We start from the raw sequence: 18,722 nt of genomic DNA, 5'->3' as shown, positions 1-18,722 counted from the left end.
TACGGACCGGTTCGCCGGGCTCGTTTTGCGGAATCAGCAAGGTTTCTGGTGATGCTCGACGAGGGTTGTGATGCTGGGCCGGGTCGGGTCGAGCGACCGGGAGAGGGGTGGCGACGGATGGACACGACGGCGAACGAGCGGGTTGTGCGCAGGCGACGTGCCAAGGACACCGGGCCGCCGTGGACCGGGGGTGATGAGAAGGCGACCCTGCTCGGGTTCCTCGACTATCTGCGGGAGTCGATCGCGGGCAAAGTTGTCGACGTGCCGGAACCGCAGGTGCGGGCGGGCGGCGTGGCCTCGGGAACGAACCTGCTCGGGCTGATCAAGCATTTGACGTGCGTGGAGCGCTTCTACTTTCTGGGCGAGCCGATGGGCAATATGCGCAGCAGCATGCGGCCACGGCGTGACGAGACGGCCGACGGGTTGTTGGCCGCCTATCGGGAGACAAATGAGCAGGTCAACCGGGTGATCGAGAGCTGCGTGGATCTGGCGGCGGACGCGCCTCGGGTGCCGGGGCGCGGGTTAGCACCGTCGATGCGCTGGGCGCTGGTGCACCTGATCGAGGAGACCGGGCGGCACGCGGGTCACGCCGACATTCTGCGCGAACAGATCGACGGCGCGACCGGGCGTTGAAGCGCGCCAGATCGACGGCGTCACCGGACGTTGGGGCGCGAACGCCCCGCGAGGGCGCAACGGGTACGAGCGGCTCGCAGCCGCTAGGCGAGGGCGTAGGACACCTTCGTGAGTTCCTCGGAGATCTGCCAGACGCGCTCGGCCTCCTCGGGGTCGCGCAGGCGGGAGTAGAGCTTCTGTTCGGCGGGCGGGCCGCCGAGGTGGGCCGGGCCGCTCGGGCCGTAGAACGGGGCCGCGTCGGGGGTCGTGGCTGCCAGGAGCGCGGGCAATAGAGCTGTTTCGACCGTGCCGACCAGGACGCCTAGGGACGAAAGCGCCCGAATGATTCGTACGCCCACGGTGTCTTTGGCTCGGTTGACCTCGGGACGGGCGGCCAGCAGGTTGGTGGGAGCGACGCCGGGGTGGGAGAGGTTGCTGGTGATGCCCCAGCCGTCCTCCTGGCTGCGGCGGGCCAGTTCGAGGGCGAAGAGGCCGAACGCGATCTTGGACTGGCTGTAGGCGCGGGAGCCGTTGTAGGAACGTTCCCAGTTCAGATCGGGCCAGTTGATGGCGCCCTGGTTCGCGGCGATGCTGATCTGTGAGGTGACGCGGGCGTGGCCGGCGCGCAACAGGGGGAGCAGGTGGGCGACGAGCGCGAAATGACCGAGGTGGTTGGTGCCGAACTGCAGCTCGAAGCCGTCGGCGGTCGTCTGGCGGTCGGGCGGGGTCATGACGCCGGCGTTGTTGACGAGGATGTGGATCGGGCGGCCCTCGGCGCGCAGCGTCTCGCCGAGGGCCGCCACCGAGTCGAGCGACGAGAGGTCGAGCGCTCGGAGTGACACGTTGGGGCTTCCGATGCGTTCGAGGGCCTCTTCGCCCTTTCGAGGGTTGCGAACCGGGAGCACGACGTCGGCGCCGGCCGCGGCCAGTCGCGCGGCGAGGCGCAGCCCGACGCCGTCGCTCGCGCCGGTGACGACCGCCCGCTTGCCGGACAGGTCGGGAACGGTGATGTCGAATGATCCTCGTGGCATGGGCTCGCCTCTCCTGCGCTGAACGGGTGTGTCTTCGAGGTTCGGGCTTGGCGGCGATGGCAACAACGGCCTGGTGATCCGAGGATGAGAAGGGGGGATTCTCAGGTCCTGGCTGCGGGGCTGAGCAGGGGATAGAAACGAGCCAGCACCGAAGGAAAGGGGCGTGGCGTGATCGATCGGACCGGGCTGGCGGAGTTCCTGCGACGCCGGCGAGAGGTGCTGCAACCCGAGGATGTCGGGCTTCCGCGTGGGCGCCGGCGGCGGACGGCCGGGCTGCGCCGCGAGGAGGTGGCGTCGCTGTGCCACATGTCGACCGACTACTACGCGCGGCTCGAACGCGAGCGCGGGCCGCAGCCGTCCGCGCAGATGCTGGCGTCGATCGCGCAGGGGCTGCACCTGTCACTCGACGAACGCGACCATCTGTTCCGGCTGGCCGGGCACGAGCCACCCATACGTACGGCCGTGGGGGAGCACATCAGCCCGGGGATGCTGCGGGTCTTCGACCGCCTCGACGACACGCCGGCCGAGATCGTGACCGAGCTGGGGGAGACGCTGCGGCAGAACGCGCTGAGTGTCGCGCTCACCGGCGACGCGACCCGGTTCAGTGGACCGGCCCGCAGCATCGGCTACCGGTGGTTCACCGACCCGGCGACCCGCGCGCTCTACGCGCCCGAGGACCACGCCTTCCTCTCGCGGATGTTCGCGTCGGGGGCGCGGGCGGTCGCCACCCGGCACGGGCTGGGCTCCCGGGCCGCGCACCTGGCCGACCTGCTGCTGGCGGGCAGCGACGAGTTCCGGGCGCTGTGGGAGGAGCACGAGATCGGTCTCTATCCACACGAGGTCAAACGTTTCCTGCACCCGGAGGTCGGGCTGCTGGAGCTGAACTGTCAGGCGCTGATCGACCCGGTGCAGTCGCACCTGCTGCTGGTCTACACCGCGGTGCCGGGCACCGACAGCTACGAGAAACTGCGACTGCTGTCGATCATCGGGGCGCCGGCTCTGGCATGATGGCGCGGTCAGCGAACGACGATGAGGAGGGAGGAGCGCCGTGTTCAGCTCAACGGTTTCTGCCTGGAGGTTTCGTTGTTGTTCCGCACCATGGTCGAGTCCGATCTCGACCGCGTTCTGACCTGTCTTTCCGAGCCGTCCGTCGACACCACGACCCGGGAACGGTTCGTCGACTTCCTGCGCGACGGCAGCTATCGGCACGAGTGGACGTGGCTCGCCCTCGAGGGTGACACGCTCGCCGGACTTGCCGTTTGGTGGGGATTCCCGGATGGGGAAAGGCCGTTGGCCCTCGACCGCCTGTGGGCGGCGGTTCCCGACCCGGTTCCGCTGTGGGCCGAGCTCATCCGGAAAGTGCCGCCACCGGCCGAGTACCACATCTTCACCCAGCCCGAACGCCGCCACGACCCCGCGATCACCATCCGCTTGGCGGCGGCCGCCGAGGCCGGGCTCACAACCGTCACCGAGCGTCCCCGGTACGAATGGACGAGCGCCTCGCCGTTGCCGGCACGCTCGGAACGCCTGACGTTCACGCCGGCCGACGACGAAGCGTTCGTCGACATCTTCGAGCAGATCTCGGTCGGCAGTCTCGACGTGGCCACCCGGGAAGGCGTGGCCCGGGTCGGCGCCCGCGCGCACGCCGTCGAGGATGTGGCCGGATACCGGTCGATGCCGGGTCCGCGCGAGCGGTGGCGGCTCGCCCACGACAAGACGGGCGCGCTGGTCGGGTGCGCCCTGCCATCGGCCAACGCGGGCGGGCCGGTGGTCGGTTACCTCGGCGTGGTGCCGGCACAGCGCGGGCATGGGTACTCCGACGACCTGCTCGCCGAGATCACCCATCTGCTGGCCGAGGACGGCGCGGCCACGATCCGGGCCGACACCGACAGCACGAACACGCCGATGGCGGCCGCTTTCGAACGACTCGGCTATCACCAGTTCGCCTTGCGGGTGGTCGCGTCCTGACGCGGACCGAGTTCGCCTTGCGGGTGGTCGCGTCCTGACGCGGACCGGGGCCCGTCCAACCTTTCGGTGCGGGCCCCGGTCGATTGCCCGGCCCGGAAAACGTTTGACCGCGGTGATAGACAAAGCGGGTGACGATGACGCTCGAGTTCGACGACCTACTGCGCTTGATTGACGAGAGGTCGGCCGCGTTCCGAGCTGCCATCGGCTCGGCGCCCAGCCTCGACGCGCAGGTGCCGACGTGCCCCGAGTGGACGCTGTTCGACCTGGCGGAACACCTGGGTGAAGGCCGCCGCGCCTGGGCCGCCACCGTGGCCGCCGGGCCCGCCGACGCCAAGGCCGCGCCCGTAGACGTCGCGCCCGCGCCGCGGGAACGGGAGGCGTTGCTGGCCTGGCTGGCCGAGTCGACCGAGCTGCTGCAGGACGCGTTGCGCGAGGCCGGGCCGGACCGCGGCTGCTGGACCTGGTGGGGTGGGTCGCAGTCGCCGCAGACGGCCGGCGCGGTCGCCCGCCATCAGCTTCAGCAGGTCGCGGTCCACACGTACGACGCCCAGCTCACCGCCGGCGCCCCGCAGCCGCTGCCCGAGGACGTGGCGCTCGACGGCGTCGACGAGTTCCTGTCGACGTGCTGCGCGGGGCCGTACAGATGGCCGTACGAACCTGCGGTTGTCGTCTACGACGCTGTCGAGGCGCCGTCCTGGCGGCTTTCGCTCGCCGCTGACGGGGTGCGGGTCACCCGCGGCGGCGACGAACGGGCCGACGCCTCGTTCCGTGGCACGGCCGGTGAGCTGGTACTGGCGCTCTACGGCCGGGTCCCGGCCACGTCGCTGAAAATCGAGGGTGACGCGGGCATCTTCGACCTGCTCGCGGCCTGGGAGCCCGAGGTCATCTGAGGAGAACCCGGGCCCCGAGGCCGATGGTCAGTTACGCCACGAGTCGTTCACGGTGAGGGTGCAGGCCGTGCCCGTGTTCAGGGTCCGGTTGCCGCCCGACTCCCAGGCGACCACCGAGCCGTTCTTCTTGACGTACTTGTATTCGACCGCGGTGTTCGCGGGCAGGTTCACCGTGCCGCGCCACACCGGGTAGGTGGCCGACGACAGGGCCAGGCCGCCGCTGGTGTTCCAGTTCGACAGCTCGGCGCGGTTGCCGAGGACGAAGACGTTCTCGCCCCAGACCGTGGTGGCGTTGGCGGCGAAGGTGACAGCCACTGTGGTGCAGCCGTTGCCGCCGCCGGTCGTGCGCGCGTTGATGTGCAGCGCGAGCATGCCGTTGGCCGGGACGGTCGCGGTGAACTGGCCCGACGCGTTGACCGTGTACGCCGTACCCGTGCAGGTCTGGCCGTTGACGTCGCCGTTCGCCACGTCGCAGTAGGTGCCCGCCGGCAGTGACGTGCTGAACGTGCGGCTCAGCGAACCGCCGCGGTTGAAGACGGCGTACGCGTTCGAGCCGCGCCCGAATGCGATCTGGTTCCCGCCGTTCGACCACCAGTTCGTCACGCCCGTGCCGTGTGCCGCAGTGCGGAACCCGACCAGGTTGGCCGTCGTACGCCAGCGGTGTTCGCAGGCCCAGCCGGACGAACAGTTCACCGCGGTCGTCGTGCCGTTCGAGGTCGCGGGCGGCCCCGCCTCCGGGTTGCTGAACGTGAACGACGACATGACCGCGGGCGTCCCGTACGGGTAGGCCAGCAGGAACGCCTCGGACAGCGCGTAGTTGGTGCCGTCCTTGTAGGTCAGCTTCGCCCTTCCGTTGCGCTGCGTGTCGTGGTTGTCGATGAACGCCACCGCGTCGCCGCCGGCGAGCAGCATCTGCGACGGCAGGTTGTTCAGGTTCGCCAGGTTGCCGTCACGGAACGCGGTGCCGACGACATCGCCGTACCGGAACTCGGTCACGTCACCGATTCCCGTGTACTCCGTCGGGCTCGGCTCGCCGGCGCCGCCCTCGATCGTCTCCTGGAAGACGTACGGCGTGTCGTTCAGCCGCGAGTAGATGTTCTGCAGGTCGGCGACCGGAACGTGCTTGGCCGCGTCGACCCGGAAACCGTCCACGCCGAGCGAGATCAGATCATTGAGGTACGCGACCAGCTTGCCCCGCACGTACTCGGCTTCGGTCTTGAGGTCGGAAAGGTCGACCAGTTCGCAGTTCTGGATCTCCCATCGGTCGCCCCAGTTGGCGATGTCGTCGTTGCCGTTGCGCCCGCAGTGGTGGAAATCGTTCGTCCCGAAAGGCACAGCCGGGTACGAGTAGTGGCTGTACGACGATCCGGCGGTGCCGTTGCCCGTGGACGCCCCGCCCGCCATGTGGTTGATCACCGCGTCGACGTAGATCTTCACGCCGGCCGCGTGGCAGGTGCTGACCATGTTCGCGAACGCGGCCCGGTCGCCGCGCCTGGTCACGAGCTGATAGCTGACCGGCTGATAGTCCTGCCACCACGGGTAGCCGGCGCCCGGCAGCACGACGTGCTCCTGCGGCGGCGACACCTGCACGCCGCCGAAACCCTTGGGGCCCAGCACGTTGGTGCATTCCGAGGCGATCGACGCCCACGGCCACTCGAAGAGGTGGACGATCACGTCGCGCGGCCCGGGGTTCGCGTCGGGTTTGGCGGCGGCCTGCCGGGGCGGGCCGAGGACCAGCGCCGCGAGGACCGCGGCGAGCACGGCCGACATGAGCTTTCTCATCGGTTCTCCTTGCGTCGGATGGGGGCCGTTGTCTCGGTGTGGGCTGCCGCGTGGGTAGGCCGGCTGAGAAGCGACACGCTGACGGGGACGGCGAGCAGCCGTCGTGGTGGGGGCACGGGGTTCCTCCAACGACCTGGTGTTTCTTTCAACGACAGGTTTCGCTGCATGGGAACCGCGGCACGTCAAACCACCAGGGACGAAGCCGGTGACAGGGACGTAATCCCGCGTTCACATGGGAACGGACCTTAGCAAGTACTTGCAGTGACTGGAAGGCTTTGCCGCCATCTTGCAAGTGAATGCATATACATGTATCGATCAGTTGGGGCGGGGTGGTCCGGCTGCCTGTGCCCCGCCCCCGTCGGCCGGCTCGGTCGTCCGCGGACCGGGTCTCAGGCGGCCCGGCCGGATCCGATGATCAGAAAGGTGGCGTCGGGCCAGCCGTCGCGGTTCTCCGTCGCCGGTGGTGGGCGCATCATGGTGAGCCGGACCTCGCGCGGCCACCAGCGGGTCGGCTCACGCCACGCGCACTCGACGATGCGGGCCTGGCGATCGTCGGCGCAGGAGCCGACCTGCTCCCAGTGATCGAGCTGCGTGGCGACGATCTTGCGGGACTGCAGCCACGGCGAGTCCGGCGGCAGGGCGTACGTGCGAACGGTGGGCGCACCCCGGTCGCTGCGCAGGCCGAGGGCGATGATGTGGGCCCGGTCGGCGACGACGGTCTCATATCGGCCGCCGTCGGAGAGCTGGGCGACCGCTCCCGCAGGCGGGGCGATGTCGTGGGCGGTGCCGGCGGCCCTCCACCGCACGAAGGCAGTCGCGCTCAAGGCTGAGAACGAGACCAGCAGGAGTATCGCGAGGGCGAAGCCCAGGCGCCGTCGACCGATCCGCACAGGCGGAGTGTAGGCAACGTGCACCAGGCGGTTTCGTCGTGAGGCGGGCCGAACGCAAGACGGCCGGTAGATTCGGCCGCATGCTGGATGGGGACGAGGGGCCGCGCGGGGAAGTCGCCTCCGCGATGGCCGGGGCGGCACGGGCGTGGCTGAACTCGCTCGACGCGGAGCAGCGTGACGCCGCCGTGGGGCAGGCGCCCTCGGACGCGCGGACCGACGGTGAGCGGCGGCGCTGGTTCTACACGCCGACCGATCACGGCGGGCTGACCTTTCACCAGCAGCGGCCGGCTCAGCAGCGGGCGGCGATGCGACTGGTCTCCACGGGTCTGTCGCGGGCCGGCTATGTCACGGTGGCCACGACCATCGGGCTCGAGAACGTCCTCGACCACGCCGAGGGGTTCGTGGCCCGGTTCGACCGTGAGCGCGGGCGGGACCCGGGCCTCTACTATCTGCGCGTCTTCGGGGAACCCGGTGTCGATGCCGTGTGGGGGTGGCGGTTCGGCGGGCACCACGTGTCGCTGAACAACCTGGTCGTCGACGGCTTGCTGGTCGCGACGACGCCGTGCTTCATGGGGGCGGACCCGGCGTCCTCCGAGCTTCTCGGCGGGGCGGTCAACCGGCCGCTGGCCCGCGTGGAAGACCTGGCCCGCGAACTGGTCCGGTCGCTGAGCCCGGAGCTGGCCCTCGGGGCGATCCTGTCGTCGAAGGCGCCCTCCGACCTCGTCACCGGAAACCGCAGCACGATCGCCGAGGGTGACCGGGTCATCCCGCTGGCCGGCATCTGGCGCTCGCCGTTCTCCGACTCGGCCCAGCAGAGCGCGCTGCAGGCGGCCAGCGACGCGATCGACGCGGCGGCCGGCTACGGGGAGGACGACCACGGCGCGCTGGAATACACCGGCCGGCCCAAGGGCGTCGCCGGCGCCGACCTCGACGCCGGGCAGCGTGCCCTGCTGCGCTCCTTGTTGGGCACCTACTTCGACCGGGTGCCGGAGGCCGTCGCGCCGAAGTACGACGACGCGGCCCTCGACGCCGTCCACTTCGCCTGGGCCGGCCCGACCGAGCCCGGCAGACCGCACTACTACCGCGTGCAGGGCCCCCGCTTACTCCTGGAGTGGGACAACACCCAGCGCGCCGCCAACCACGCCCATTCGGTCTGGCGCGATCCGGAGAACGACTTCGGCCTCGACGTGCTCGCCGCCCATCAGCGGCACCATCACCGGTGATCGCCGTGCGACGATGCCGCGATGACACATATCGATCTCGGTCTGGACGAGAAGATCGCGCCGGGAATTCGGGGCTTGCTCCGCTATCGGCCCGAGACCGGGCGTCCGCTCAGTGAGCTCGCCGAGGTGTTGCTGCGCGGTGACAGCAGTCTGAGCCGCGGCGAGCGCGAATACATCGCGGCCCACGTCTCCCGCTTGAACGACTGTTCCTACTGCGCCCAGTCGCACGGGGCCGTGGCCGCCGCCGAGGGCATGCCGGTCTCCGCGTCACTCGGGCCGAAGATGCGGGCCTTGCTGGAAGTGGCGGCCGCGACGCGCATCGGTGGCCACGAGGTGACTGCCACCTTGATCGAGGAGGCGCGGTCGGCGGGAGCGACCGACCTCGAGATCCACGACACGGTTCTGCTCGCCGCCGCCTTCAGCATGTTCAACCGCTACGTCGACGCTCTCGGCACGTTCGCTCCGGAAGACGCTCGGGCCTACGAGGCTGGGGCGGCTCGCATCGTCGAGCACGGTTACCTGACGCCGCCGCCGTCCTGAGACGTTGGGCGGAAACGGGCGACTGCCTCCTGGATCTCGTCGAAGGTCCGGTCCAGGTTCGCCGACATCACGGCAATCGGGGTGCCGTAGCGGGCGATGCCCGCGCGGCCCTCCGCCCGCAACCAGGGACGCGCCTGTTGGAGGACGGCCTGCGGGTCGCTCGGCACGATCAGCAGGATGTTCCCGTGAGCATCGGACGCCTGTCGTACGCGCGCGATATCGGTCCACGAGAGATGGACGCGCATCAGCGGCAGTCGCACACCGTCGGCGTTCACGACCAGTGCGGGTATCCGGCAGATTGTGCTGAACACGATCGGGATCAGGAATATGCCGAGGGCAAGGGCGGAGGGGACGCCGATGACGACCCTCAACACGGTGTTGTCGACCGTGGTGATCGCGCCGATCGCGACGACGAGGACGATGGCGGGGATGCGAAGCCAGCTGAAGGTGGGACGGAAGCGGACCTGGAAATTCACGGCGGGAGCGTACCGGCATGATCAATTTTGGCTGGTGAGGAACACGACGGGGCGAGAGACGTCACAGGCCGATCCGGATCGGTGCGGGAGGCCGCCGCGGCTGACGTAGCTTTGCCGGTGTGACGGTCAAGGCGCTGGTTTTCGACTTCGACGGGCTGCTCATGGACACGGAGACGACGCTGCTGGAGAGTTGGCGCTGGGAGTGGCGCCGGCACGGGCTCGAGCTCGATCCGGCCGGGTTCTTCGCTGACCACGGGGGCGACGCGAACGAGTCGCGGTATGTCGCGCTGGCCGCGGCGGTCGGGGCGGGGTACGACCGCGACGCCAGCCACGCGCTGCGGATGGAGCATCGGGCCGGGCTGAACGCCGCGTTGACGCCGTTGCCGGGAGTGGAAGCCTGGCTCGACCGGGCCGCCGAGCTGGGGTTGCGGCTCGCGGTGGCCAGCAGTTCGGCCCGCGGGCACGTCGACGGGATGCTGCGGCAGGCAGGCCTGCGCGAGCGCTTCGAAGTGCTCGCGACCGGCGACGAGGTGGCCGCGCACAAACCCGACCCGGCCGTCTACCTGCTCGCTCTGGAACGGCTCGGGCTGCCGGCCGACGAGGCGGTCGCGTTCGAGGACACTCCGCACGGCGTCGATGCGGCCCACGCGGCCGGGTTGCGATGTGTGGCCGTCCCGAATCCGCACGCCGAGCCGGCCCGATTCGCCGCCGCGGACGTCCTGCTGCGGAGTGCGGCGGAGATGCCGTTGAACGCTGTCCTGCGACACGTCAGCGTTTGATTCGGCCGCGTGAACGTCGACTCGGCCGGGTGAGTGGTGGTTCTGCCGCGCGTGTCGACCATTGCCGCTTCGGTTGATCAGCCCGGGGAGGGCAGCAGCGTGGCGTGCAGGTCGGCTGGTGGGAGCGGGGTGTGCGGGAGGGCGGCCAGCCAGGCGGCCCCAGCGGCCGGGTCTCGGCTGGTGGAGTGCGGGACGCCTCGCTCGCGCAGGGTCGAGAGGACGCCCTCGCGGACGGGGGTTTCCGAGGTGAGCAGGCTTCCGGACAGGACGACCGGGCCTTCGACGGCCAGATCGTCGAGGGAGCGGATCAGCTCGGCGGCGGCCCCGACGGTGATGGAGCGCGCCGCGGGGTCGCCCGCGGCGGCCAGAGTGCAGACCAGTGGGGCCAGGGCGTCGATCTCGGCGAACGGCAGGCGCTGAGCCCAGGCGATCAACGCGTCGGCCGACGGGATGTCGAGCTCTGCGGCGACCGTGGCAGCGAAGGGTGTGGACCAGTCGCGGGCGGCGACACGCAGGGCGGCCAGGCCGATCCAGCGCCCTGAGCCGCAGTCGCCGAGCAGCCAGCCGTTGCCGTCGACCGCACGCACCACAAGTGAACCCGTCACGTGGGCGGCCACCGCGCCAGTGCCGGCGATCAGTACGACCCCGGACGGCGCGGGGCTCCCGGCTGCGAAGGCCGTCACCGCGTCGCCGACGACCACGAGCGGGCCGGTCAGACCCAGCGCTTTCCATTCGATGTCGTACGGGGAATGGCCGCTGGGCAAACCGCTGACGCCGGCCAGCCCGATCACGCCCCGCACCACCAGTGACGGCGGCAGGGCACCGAGGGCTGTCCGCACTGCGTGACCCATGGCGGCAGCCGCAGCGGGAGCGCCGACCGTCAGCGGGTTGCCCGGGCCGGCCGAGCCGCGTCCGAGCACCTCACCGTTCACGGTGGCCACCACCGCGCGCGTAGCGGTGCCCCCGGCGTCGACGCCGATCACCAGGTTCATGCCGGAAATCGAAACATGTAAAACAGTTATTGACTAGAGGTCGTGGCGGTCGTAATTTTCATCGGCAACAGCCATCGATGAAAAGGATGTCCGACGTGACCGGTGAGAGCGGAGGCCTGCTCGGGCGGCTGCGCATCGAGGGGCCGCAGATGCCCGAGGCCCTGGCGCGCATCGCCGAGACGATCCTGGCCGACCCCGAGAACGCGGCGCACGCGAGCATCGTCGACCTGGCCGAGCGGTCGGGGACCTCGACGGCGACCGTCACGCGGTTCAGCCGCACGCTGGGGTTCAAGGGCTACGCCAACCTGCGGGTCGCGATCGCCACCGAGACCGGGCGCGCCGAGCAGGCCCGGTGGGAGACCGACATCAGCGGCGACATCGCGCCCGGCGACCCGCTGCCCGACGTGCTCGGGGTGGTGACCGCAGCCGACACGCGGGCCATTCAGGACACCGCCGCGGGCCTCGACGTGGCCGCGGTCGAGCGGGTCGCGGCGACGATCGCGGGCGCCGGCCGGGTGGAGATCTTCGGGCTGGGGTCCAGCGGCACGGCGGCGCGGGAGATGGCGTTCCGGCTCGAACGCATCCGGGTGCCGGTATGGCACCGCACGGATTCGCACACCGCGCTGACGAACGCGGCCCTGCTGCTGCCCGGCGACGTCGCCATCGGGTTGAGCCACTCCGGGCGTACGCGGGAAGTGATCGAAACGCTCGCCGAGGCGGCTGACCATGGCGCGTTGACGGTGGCCGTCACGAGTTTCAGCCGGTCGCCGCTGGCCGAGGTCGCCGACGTCGTGTTCACCACGGCGGTGCAGGAGACGACGTTCCGGCTGGCCGCGCTCTCCGCGCTGCACTCCCAGCTGCTGGTGCTCGACCTGATCTATGTGGCGGTCGCGCAGCGCACCTACGAGCGTACGGCCGAGGCGCTCGAGCTCACCGTGCGCGCGGTCGACGCCCACCGACTGCCCGAGAAGATCCCGACCCGCAAGCGCGGGCGTGCGAAAGGACAGCCGTGAGCGTCACCAGCAATGACTACCTCGAACAGGTCCGGGCCGTCGTCGACCGGGTCGGCCGCCAGGACGAGGCCACAAACCAAGCCGCCGACCTGCTCGCCGAGGCCGTACGCAACGGGGGAGTGATCCAGGCCTTCGGGTGCGGGCACTCCGAGGCCCTGGCCATGGAGATCGCCGGCCGCGCGGGGGGTCTGGTGCCCACCAACCGGATCGCCCTGCGCGACATCGTCCTCTACGGCGGGGAACCCCTCGAGGTGCTCGCCGACCCGGCCGTGGAACGGCGGACCGACATCGCGCACCGGCTCTACGAACTCGCGCCGATCAAACCCGACGACGTGTTCGTCATCGCGTCCAACTCCGGCATCAACGGCGCCGTCGTCGAGATGGCGCTGCTGGTCAAGGAGCGCGGCCACGGCCTGGTCGCGATCACGTCGGCGCGGCACTCGGCCGGGGTCGCGTCGCGGCATCCGAGCGGGCGCAAGCTCGGCGAGATCGCCGACGTCGTGCTGGACAACGGGGCCCCGTACGGCGATGCCACGCTCGCGCTGCCCTGGTCCTGAATTTCTCACACTCTCAGGCAATTGACAGGAAGGAGATTACAATCGATCGCCCAACCCCAAATCCCTCGCCTTGCTTTGTGCCCTCGCTACTCGTGTAGCAGCCCCATAAACCCTCGGCATGCGAGACCCATCGGACCAGCCGTAAAGAGGTTCCATCAAACTGTCCGATATCCCCGCCGCCGACGCACGGCTAGCTGTCGCATGGCGGAAGAGGTGAGGGAACACCGATCCCTGAATGCCAGCAGCAAGGGCACGGCGGCTTATAAGATCCCGGACAGCTTGTTTGCTTATCGGCCCGCGTGTACTAAGCCAGAAGGAATCGAGATTTGAAAGGCGATGCTTGGCCCGCATCCACATATACCGGTCAAGAACATGAGCGCACTTATCTCCGATCGGAATGAATCGCTTGCCGGTTTTCCCGTTCAATTCAAGTAGGTCGTGACCAAAGTCCACCGACTCCATGCGCATATTCAGCAGTTCGCCGAGTCGTGGCGTGCCGACTTCACAAAGGATGCGGATGATGGCGCGGTCGCGAATATCGATGTAGCGAGTGCCCTTGCACGCGTCAATGAGTGCTCGCATTTCTTTTGCATCAAGCACACGTCGCGGAGGGACTTCAACTTTTCGTGATTCGATTTTCTTCATGGGATCATTGCTGATCCATTCTTCAGCCACCGCCCATTTGAAGAATATCTTCAAGTTCTGGATATTCTGCGCGACAGTCGTTGCTGCTACTTTTTCCTGCCTTTCGATAATCCATTCTTCAATTTCGGCACGCTTGCATTCAGCAGCAGGATGTTCCGCCCACCGAGTCAACAATCGATATGTGCGCTCGTAAGCATCGATTGTTTCTGGGGACAATTTCCTGAGTCTCATTGATCTCGCATATGCGGACCAAACTAGGTCCCGTGATATAGCCACGTCGTTTCCTCCCATGATGGATGATCGGGAAGAAACCCCAGCTCAGAGCGGGCCTGGACGGCGGCCAGCATCGGGCGGTACTTCTTCAACAGCCTGATCGTCGTCGGGGGAGCGTTGCTGCTGACCATGCTGCTCGGCTCCCTGGTGGCGTACGCCCTGGCCCGTTATGAATTCCGCGGCAACCGGCTGATCTATTACGTATTCGTCGCCGCCATGTTCTTCCCCGTGTTCCTGGCCCTGGTGCCACTCTTCTTCGTGGTGCAGCAACTGGGACTGCTGGGCACCTATCCCGGGCTGATCCTCGTCTATGCCGCGTACGCCGTGCCGTTCACGGTCTTCTTCCTGCACTCGTTCTTCCGCACCCTGCCGAGCGAGATCGCGGAGGCCGCCTTCCTCGACGGCTGCTCGCACAGCGCGGTGTTCTTCCGCGTCATGCTGCCGCTGGCCCGCCCGGGGCTGGTCGCGGTCGGCATCTTCAATTTCCTCGGGCTCTGGAACCAGTACCTGTTGCCGCTGGTTCTCAATCCCGACCCGGACCGGTACGTCCTGGCGCAGGGTCTGGCCGCCCTGTCGGTCAGCCAGGGGTATCGCAGCGACTGGAGCGGCCTGTTCGCCGGATTGACCATCGCCATGCTCCCGGTGCTGGTCGCCTACGTCGCGTTCCAACGGCACATCCGCGCCGGAATGACCGCCGGCGCGGTCAAGTAACTCCCTTTCATCCCCGTTCCTCTTGGGAGGAGTCTGCTCGTGAAGATCGACAGACGTAAATGTGCGGCGGTCCTGGTGGCCGCGCTGGCCGGAGTGGGCGCCGTTGCCCTCTCCTCCTCATCGGCTGCCGCGGCGGATTGCGGCTACCTGTTCGACGACTTCCACTACACCTCGTCCGCCGACCCGGCGCTGACGGCCAACGGCTGGACGCCGCGCAGCTACCAGGGCGGCCCCGGCGTGCCCGGCGCGAACTGGTCGGCGAACAGCATCACGTTCCCGACCAACGGCGGGCAGAAGGTCATGCAGCTGACCGCCTCGACCGACGGCACCGCGGCCGGGACGAAGCACGCCGAGCTCTACTCGACGCAGAAGCGCTACCTCGAGGGCACCTACGCCAGCCGGGTGCGGTTCACCGACACACCGGTCAGCGGCAGCGACGGCGATCACATCAACCAGACGTTCTTCACGATCAGCCCGCTCAACGGCGATCTCGACCCGACGTACAGCGAGCTCGACATCTCCGAATACCTGCCCAACGGCGGGTGGGGCGAGACCGGGCCGATCAACTACCAGACGACCTGGTACACCTATCGCAACGAGCCCTGGTTCGCCGACAACGTGCACTCGTCACAGCGCTCGTCGCTGGACGGGTGGCACGACCTGGTGGCTACAGTCGCCAACGGGCACGTCATCTACTACATCGACGGCGTGCAGGTGGGGGACCACTCGGGCAAGTTCTACCCGCGCCAGACGATGACGATCAACTGGAACCTGTGGTTCATCGACACCGCCACCCACACCGGCGGCCTCTCGACGTACATCGAGCAGGTTGACTGGGTCTTGTTCGCCAAGAACCAGGTGCTGACGCCGGCTCAGGTGGGATCGCGAACGGCCGGATACCGTACGGCGGGGAGCACGTTCGTCGATACGGTGGCGACCACGGGTGGGTGCACAACCACCCCGCCACCCACTACGCCGCCGACGACCCCGCCCACGACCACGCCGCCGCCGGCCACTTCTTGTAGTGACTCGCCGAACTGGGCGTTCAGCACGGTTTACACCGGGGGGAATCTGGTGAAGCACGAGAGAAGCAAGTTCGGCGACCCGAGCGGGCCCAAGTCCGGCGACGGCGTGCACCTGTGGCGCGCCCGCTACTGGACGCAAGGCTCCGAACCGGGCTGGACCGAGCAGTGGCAGGACCTCGGCCGCTGCTGACACACCACCGCGTTAATCTGGGGGAAGCGGGGCGGTCACGTCCCGCTTCCTCACAAGATCTTGACCCGTTCCCCCGCACGTCGCTACCTTGCGGGGACAACTGCACAATTGCCGCAGGCCGCCGCGGGAGAGTCCCCGTTTCGAGCGGGGCGCCGAAGGAGCAACTTCTCCCTCAGAATCTCTCAGGCACCCGTACCGCAGTGGCCAGGCAACTCTGGAAAGCCGGACGTGAACGCCCGCGTCCGCGCCCAAGGTGCAAATCGTCCGGCTCGCCGGGCGGTGAAGCTCTCAGGCCCCATGACAGAGCGGGGGAGGCCCAACCGCCTTTCGAAGGAGCCTCCCGATGGCCGTGTCCGTCTTCGACCTGTTCTCGGTGGGCATCGGCCCGTCCAGCAGCCACACGGTCGGTCCGATGCGCGCCGCCCGGCTCTTCGCCGGCCTGCTCGACAGCTCCGCCACGCTCGTGCGCGCCGAACTGTTCGGCTCGCTCGGCGCAACCGGGCACGGGCACGGCACCCCCAAGGCGGTGCTGCTCGGCCTCGAGGGCGCGGACCCCGAGACCGTCGACGTCGCGACCGCCGACGCGCGGGCGGCCCGCATCCACAGCACCGGGCTGCTCACCCTGCCCGGCGGGTCCGAGGTCGAGGTCGACGTGGTGCTGCACCGGCGCCGCACGCTCCCCGGGCACCCCAACGGCATGACCTTCACCGCGTACGACACCACGGGCGCTGAGTTGCTGCGCAAGACCTACTTCTCCGTCGGTGGAGGCTTCGTAGTCGACGAGAACGGATCGGTGCGCGCCGACACGACGCCGCTGACGCACCCGTTCGCGAGCGGCGGTGAGCTGCTGGCCCTCACGTCGTCGACCGGGCTGTCGATCTCGCGGCTGATGCTGGCCAACGAGGCCGCGTGGCGCCCCGCCGCCGAGACGCGCGAAGGGCTGCTGAACATCTGGCGGGTCATGCGCGAATGCGTAAGCGCCGGGCTCGACACCGAGGGGGTGCTGCCGGGCGGGCTGAAGGTGCGCCGGCGGGCGGCGGCCACGGCGCGGCAGCTTCGGGCGGCGGGCAACCCTCTGGAGCACTCGATGGAGTGGCTCACGGCGTACGCGATGGCGGTGAACGAGGAGAACGCCGCCGGTGGGAGGGTCGTCACCGCCCCGACCAACGGCGCGGCCGGCATCATCCCGGCGGTTCTGCACTATTACACGCGGTTCGTCCCGGGCGCGGATGATGAGGGCGTGGTCCGGTTCCTGCTGACGGCGGGGGCGATCGGGATGCTGTTCAAGGAGAACGCGTCGATCTCGGGGGCCGAGGTGGGCTGCCAGGGCGAGGTCGGCTCGGCGTGCGCGATGGCCGCGGCGGGACTCGCCGAGGTCATGGGCGGCACCCCCGAACAGGTGGAGAACGCGGCCGAGATCGGCATGGAGCACAACCTGGGCCTGACCTGCGACCCGGTCGGCGGGCTGGTGCAGATCCCGTGCATCGAGCGCAACGGCATGGCCGCCGTGAAGGCCGTGACCGCCGCCCGGATGGCGCTGCGCGGCGACGGCCGGCACCACGTCTCCCTCGACAAGGTCATCAAGACCATGAAGGAGACCGGCGCCGACATGAAGGTCAAGTACAAGGAGACAGCCCGCGGCGGACTGGCCGTGAACGTCATCGAGTGCTGACTTTCCGTGACATTCGTCGGCTTCCCACTTCTCGAAGATCACAGCAGGTAGCCGAGGCTTGATCGCGTTTGCCAGGATCACGGACGTGTCGCTTCCCCGGTCAGAGCTACGGCAGCCGTCACCCGCCGCCGCTTCGGCCCGCCGGTGGTGGCCGCGCCTGCGCCTCCCACTGATCATCGTCGTCGCGGTGGCGCTGGCCGTGGTCGGTCTGCGCGGCCGCTATCCCGACCCGCGTGAGTTCCTCGGCGCGCTGACCGGCTCCGACTACCGCTGGATCACCCTGGCCGTGGCCCTGCAGGCGCTCTCGATAGCGGCCTTCGCCTGGCAGCAACGGCAGATCCTCAAGGCCTTCGGCGTACGCATCAGCCTGCCCTTCGCCACCGCGGTCACCCTCGCCCGCACGGCGATCTCCATCTCGATGCCGGTCGGCTCGGCGGTCTCGGCCGGTTACGCGGGCAAGCAATACCTGCGCGTCGGCGCCACGAAGGAGATCGCCGCCGCCTCGATGATCGTCTCCGGCCTGGCGTCGATCGGCGGCCTGGCCGTCCTCTACGTCGGCGGCGGCGCGGCGCTGCTGACCCGCGACCCGACCCTGCTGTCCGGCGCGCAGCCGCTGGCCGTCGTCGCGGGGCTGGCCGCCCTGACCACGGGTGCCGTGCTGCTCGGCCGCCGCCTGATGCGCCGCCCGGTTCCCGCCGCCGCGACCGCCGAGGCCCGCCCGAAGCCGGACAACCGCATCGCCGCGTTCCTGCGCCGCACCCTCGCCTCGGCCCGCGAGGCGTGGCAGGCCGGCGCCGCGCTGCGCGCCCGCGAATGGATCGTCGGCACCCTCTACTACGCCGTCAACTGGCTGACCGACCTCCTCTGCCTCGCTGCGACCTGCCACGCCGTGGGTCTTCCCGTCGGCATCACCACGCTCGCCGGCATCTACCTGGGAGTGCAGATCGTCCGTCAGGTCCCGCTGACCCCCGGCGGCGTCGGCGTGATCGACACCGCCCTGGTCGCGGGCCTGACCGCCGCGGGCGCCACGGCCGTGACCGCGGCCGCCGCGGTCCTCATCTACCGCCTCATCTCGTGCTGGGTCCTCATCCCCGCGGGTGGCCTGGCCGCCCTCTGGCTGCGCCGCGACCCCGCGACCCGCTGAGCCGTCCGGCTTCGTCGCGACCCCGCCACCCGCTGAGCTCGCGCCGGTGCCCAGTTCTCAGGCGTTGTCCTTGCGGCGGGCCGTCTCGCGGCGGCGTTCGTGGTGGGACTTGTGGTCGGGCTGCTTGCTCGCGCCCTGCGTGACCCGGGCCTCGCTGGCTGACTCCCCGTGCTCGTGAGCCTCGCGTGCCGCTTCGCGCATCTCGTTCTGGTCGGGCTTTTTCGACATCGCTGCCGCCTTCCTCCACCGTCGGAACCCGTTCGGTACCCGGACCGTTGCTCGCGGCAACGAACGCGGCCCGTGGCGACC

The 18,722-nt window shown here is 69.3% G+C and carries 18 protein-coding genes, 2 pseudogenes and 2 riboswitches; of the genes and pseudogenes, 13 read left to right on the top strand and 7 right to left on the bottom strand.

The genetic code is table 11. The annotated features are described in order from the left end of the window. Window positions 1-144: 144 nt before the first annotated feature. Window positions 145-633, top strand: a complete 489-nt coding sequence (locus EER30_RS40435; protein WP_164842664.1) for a DinB family protein — start codon at window positions 145-147, stop codon at window positions 631-633. 83 nt (window positions 634-716) lie between these two features. On the opposite strand, the gene EER30_RS40430 is transcribed toward EER30_RS40435, so the two are convergent. Continuing rightward, entirely contained in the window at window positions 717-1,643 is a 927-nt protein-coding gene (locus EER30_RS40430) for an SDR family oxidoreductase (RefSeq protein ID WP_127507074.1), read from the bottom strand. 168 nt (window positions 1,644-1,811) lie between these two features. On the opposite strand from EER30_RS40430, the gene EER30_RS40425 reads away from it, so the two are divergent. From EER30_RS40425 to EER30_RS40415, 3 genes are all read left to right on the top strand, one after another. Then, on the top strand, window positions 1,812-2,651 hold the full coding sequence (locus tag EER30_RS40425; protein ID WP_127507073.1) for a helix-turn-helix transcriptional regulator: 840 nt from the start codon (window positions 1,812-1,814) through the stop codon (window positions 2,649-2,651). Between the two features lie 21 nt (window positions 2,652-2,672). Next, window positions 2,673-3,611: a GNAT family N-acetyltransferase gene (locus EER30_RS40420; protein ID WP_205650635.1), complete on the top strand. Its 939-nt coding sequence runs from the start codon at window positions 2,673-2,675 to the stop codon at window positions 3,609-3,611. Between the two features lie 134 nt (window positions 3,612-3,745). Continuing rightward, a complete protein-coding gene (locus EER30_RS40415; protein WP_127507166.1) occupies window positions 3,746-4,501 on the top strand; it encodes a maleylpyruvate isomerase family mycothiol-dependent enzyme in 756 nt (251 codons plus the stop codon). Window positions 4,502-4,528: 27 nt separating this feature from the next. Here the strand turns inward: EER30_RS40415 and EER30_RS40410 are convergent, their stop codons facing one another. Both EER30_RS40410 and EER30_RS40405 read right to left on the bottom strand, forming a co-directional pair. After that, window positions 4,529-6,283 carry a carbohydrate-binding module family 20 domain-containing protein gene (locus tag EER30_RS40410; protein ID WP_164842663.1) on the bottom strand — a complete coding sequence of 585 codons (1,755 nt, stop codon included), beginning with the start codon at window positions 6,281-6,283 and terminating at the stop codon, window positions 4,529-4,531. A gap of 389 nt (window positions 6,284-6,672) precedes the next feature. Next, the gene (locus tag EER30_RS40405; protein WP_127507071.1) at window positions 6,673-7,173 is read right to left on the bottom strand and encodes a hypothetical protein; all 501 of its coding nucleotides are present in this window, start codon (window positions 7,171-7,173) and stop codon (window positions 6,673-6,675) included. Between the two features lie 80 nt (window positions 7,174-7,253). Here EER30_RS40405 and EER30_RS40400 point away from each other — a divergent pair, with 80 nt between their 5' ends. Both EER30_RS40400 and EER30_RS40395 read left to right on the top strand, forming a co-directional pair. Further along, window positions 7,254-8,396, top strand: a complete 1,143-nt coding sequence (locus EER30_RS40400) for a DUF3500 domain-containing protein (RefSeq protein ID WP_205650634.1) — start codon at window positions 7,254-7,256, stop codon at window positions 8,394-8,396. 21 nt (window positions 8,397-8,417) lie between these two features. Further along, window positions 8,418-8,936 carry a carboxymuconolactone decarboxylase family protein gene (locus tag EER30_RS40395; RefSeq protein WP_127507069.1) on the top strand — a complete coding sequence of 173 codons (519 nt, stop codon included), beginning with the start codon at window positions 8,418-8,420 and terminating at the stop codon, window positions 8,934-8,936. On the opposite strand, the gene EER30_RS40390 is transcribed toward EER30_RS40395, so the two are convergent. Next, window positions 8,912-9,412 (bottom strand): STM3941 family protein, encoded by a 501-nt coding sequence (locus EER30_RS40390; RefSeq protein ID WP_127507067.1) that lies wholly within the window; start codon window positions 9,410-9,412, stop codon window positions 8,912-8,914. The genes EER30_RS40395 and EER30_RS40390 overlap by 25 nt on opposite strands. A gap of 119 nt (window positions 9,413-9,531) precedes the next feature. Between EER30_RS40390 and EER30_RS40385 the strand changes: the two genes are divergently transcribed. After that, window positions 9,532-10,191 (top strand): HAD family hydrolase, encoded by a 660-nt coding sequence (locus EER30_RS40385; RefSeq protein ID WP_127507064.1) that lies wholly within the window; start codon window positions 9,532-9,534, stop codon window positions 10,189-10,191. A gap of 77 nt (window positions 10,192-10,268) precedes the next feature. Here the strand turns inward: EER30_RS40385 and EER30_RS40380 are convergent, their stop codons facing one another. Then, complete coding sequence (locus EER30_RS40380; protein WP_127507062.1) at window positions 10,269-11,183, bottom strand: N-acetylglucosamine kinase; 915 nt, start codon at window positions 11,181-11,183, stop codon at window positions 10,269-10,271. 86 nt (window positions 11,184-11,269) lie between these two features. Between EER30_RS40380 and EER30_RS40375 the strand changes: the two genes are divergently transcribed. Both EER30_RS40375 and EER30_RS40370 read left to right on the top strand, forming a co-directional pair. Then, window positions 11,270-12,196 carry a MurR/RpiR family transcriptional regulator gene (locus tag EER30_RS40375; RefSeq protein WP_432417591.1) on the top strand — a complete coding sequence of 309 codons (927 nt, stop codon included), beginning with the start codon at window positions 11,270-11,272 and terminating at the stop codon, window positions 12,194-12,196. Beyond that, a pseudogene (locus tag EER30_RS40370) lies at window positions 12,193-12,744 on the top strand (sugar isomerase domain-containing protein); the annotation flags it as partial. The gene EER30_RS40375 and the pseudogene EER30_RS40370, both read left to right, overlap by 4 nt. A gap of 45 nt (window positions 12,745-12,789) precedes the next feature. Here EER30_RS40370 and EER30_RS40365 read toward each other — a convergent pair. Then, entirely contained in the window at window positions 12,790-13,629 is an 840-nt protein-coding gene (locus EER30_RS40365) for a tyrosine-type recombinase/integrase (RefSeq protein ID WP_164842662.1), read from the bottom strand. Window positions 13,630-13,722: 93 nt separating this feature from the next. Here EER30_RS40365 and EER30_RS40360 point away from each other — a divergent pair. The 4 genes and pseudogenes from EER30_RS40360 to EER30_RS40345 all read left to right on the top strand — a co-directional run. After that, a pseudogene (locus tag EER30_RS40360) lies at window positions 13,723-14,382 on the top strand (carbohydrate ABC transporter permease); the annotation flags it as partial. Window positions 14,383-14,421: 39 nt separating this feature from the next. Beyond that, window positions 14,422-15,597 carry a glycosyl hydrolase gene (locus EER30_RS40355; RefSeq protein WP_127507056.1) on the top strand — a complete coding sequence of 392 codons (1,176 nt, stop codon included), beginning with the start codon at window positions 14,422-14,424 and terminating at the stop codon, window positions 15,595-15,597. Window positions 15,598-15,711: 114 nt separating this feature from the next. Then, a riboswitch (glycine riboswitch) is annotated at window positions 15,712-15,805 on the top strand. Next, window positions 15,806-15,911, top strand: a riboswitch (glycine riboswitch). It abuts the riboswitch before it with no gap. Between the two features lie 29 nt (window positions 15,912-15,940). Next, complete coding sequence (locus EER30_RS40350; protein ID WP_127507054.1) at window positions 15,941-17,269, top strand: L-serine ammonia-lyase; 1,329 nt, start codon at window positions 15,941-15,943, stop codon at window positions 17,267-17,269. Window positions 17,270-17,354: 85 nt separating this feature from the next. Further along, window positions 17,355-18,413 carry a lysylphosphatidylglycerol synthase transmembrane domain-containing protein gene (locus tag EER30_RS40345; protein ID WP_240670612.1) on the top strand — a complete coding sequence of 353 codons (1,059 nt, stop codon included), beginning with the start codon at window positions 17,355-17,357 and terminating at the stop codon, window positions 18,411-18,413. A gap of 57 nt (window positions 18,414-18,470) precedes the next feature. Here the strand turns inward: EER30_RS40345 and EER30_RS47625 are convergent, their stop codons facing one another. Then, complete coding sequence (locus EER30_RS47625; protein WP_164842661.1) at window positions 18,471-18,641, bottom strand: hypothetical protein; 171 nt, start codon at window positions 18,639-18,641, stop codon at window positions 18,471-18,473. Between the last annotated feature and the right edge of the window lie 81 nt (window positions 18,642-18,722).

The sequence above is a fragment of the Actinoplanes solisilvae genome (assembly GCF_003999975.1).
GTDB classification, from domain to species: Bacteria; Actinomycetota; Actinomycetes; order Mycobacteriales; family Micromonosporaceae; genus Actinoplanes; species Actinoplanes solisilvae.
The sequence above is the reverse complement of the archived record's forward strand: the minus strand, read 5'-3'. Positions and strand labels throughout refer to the sequence as shown.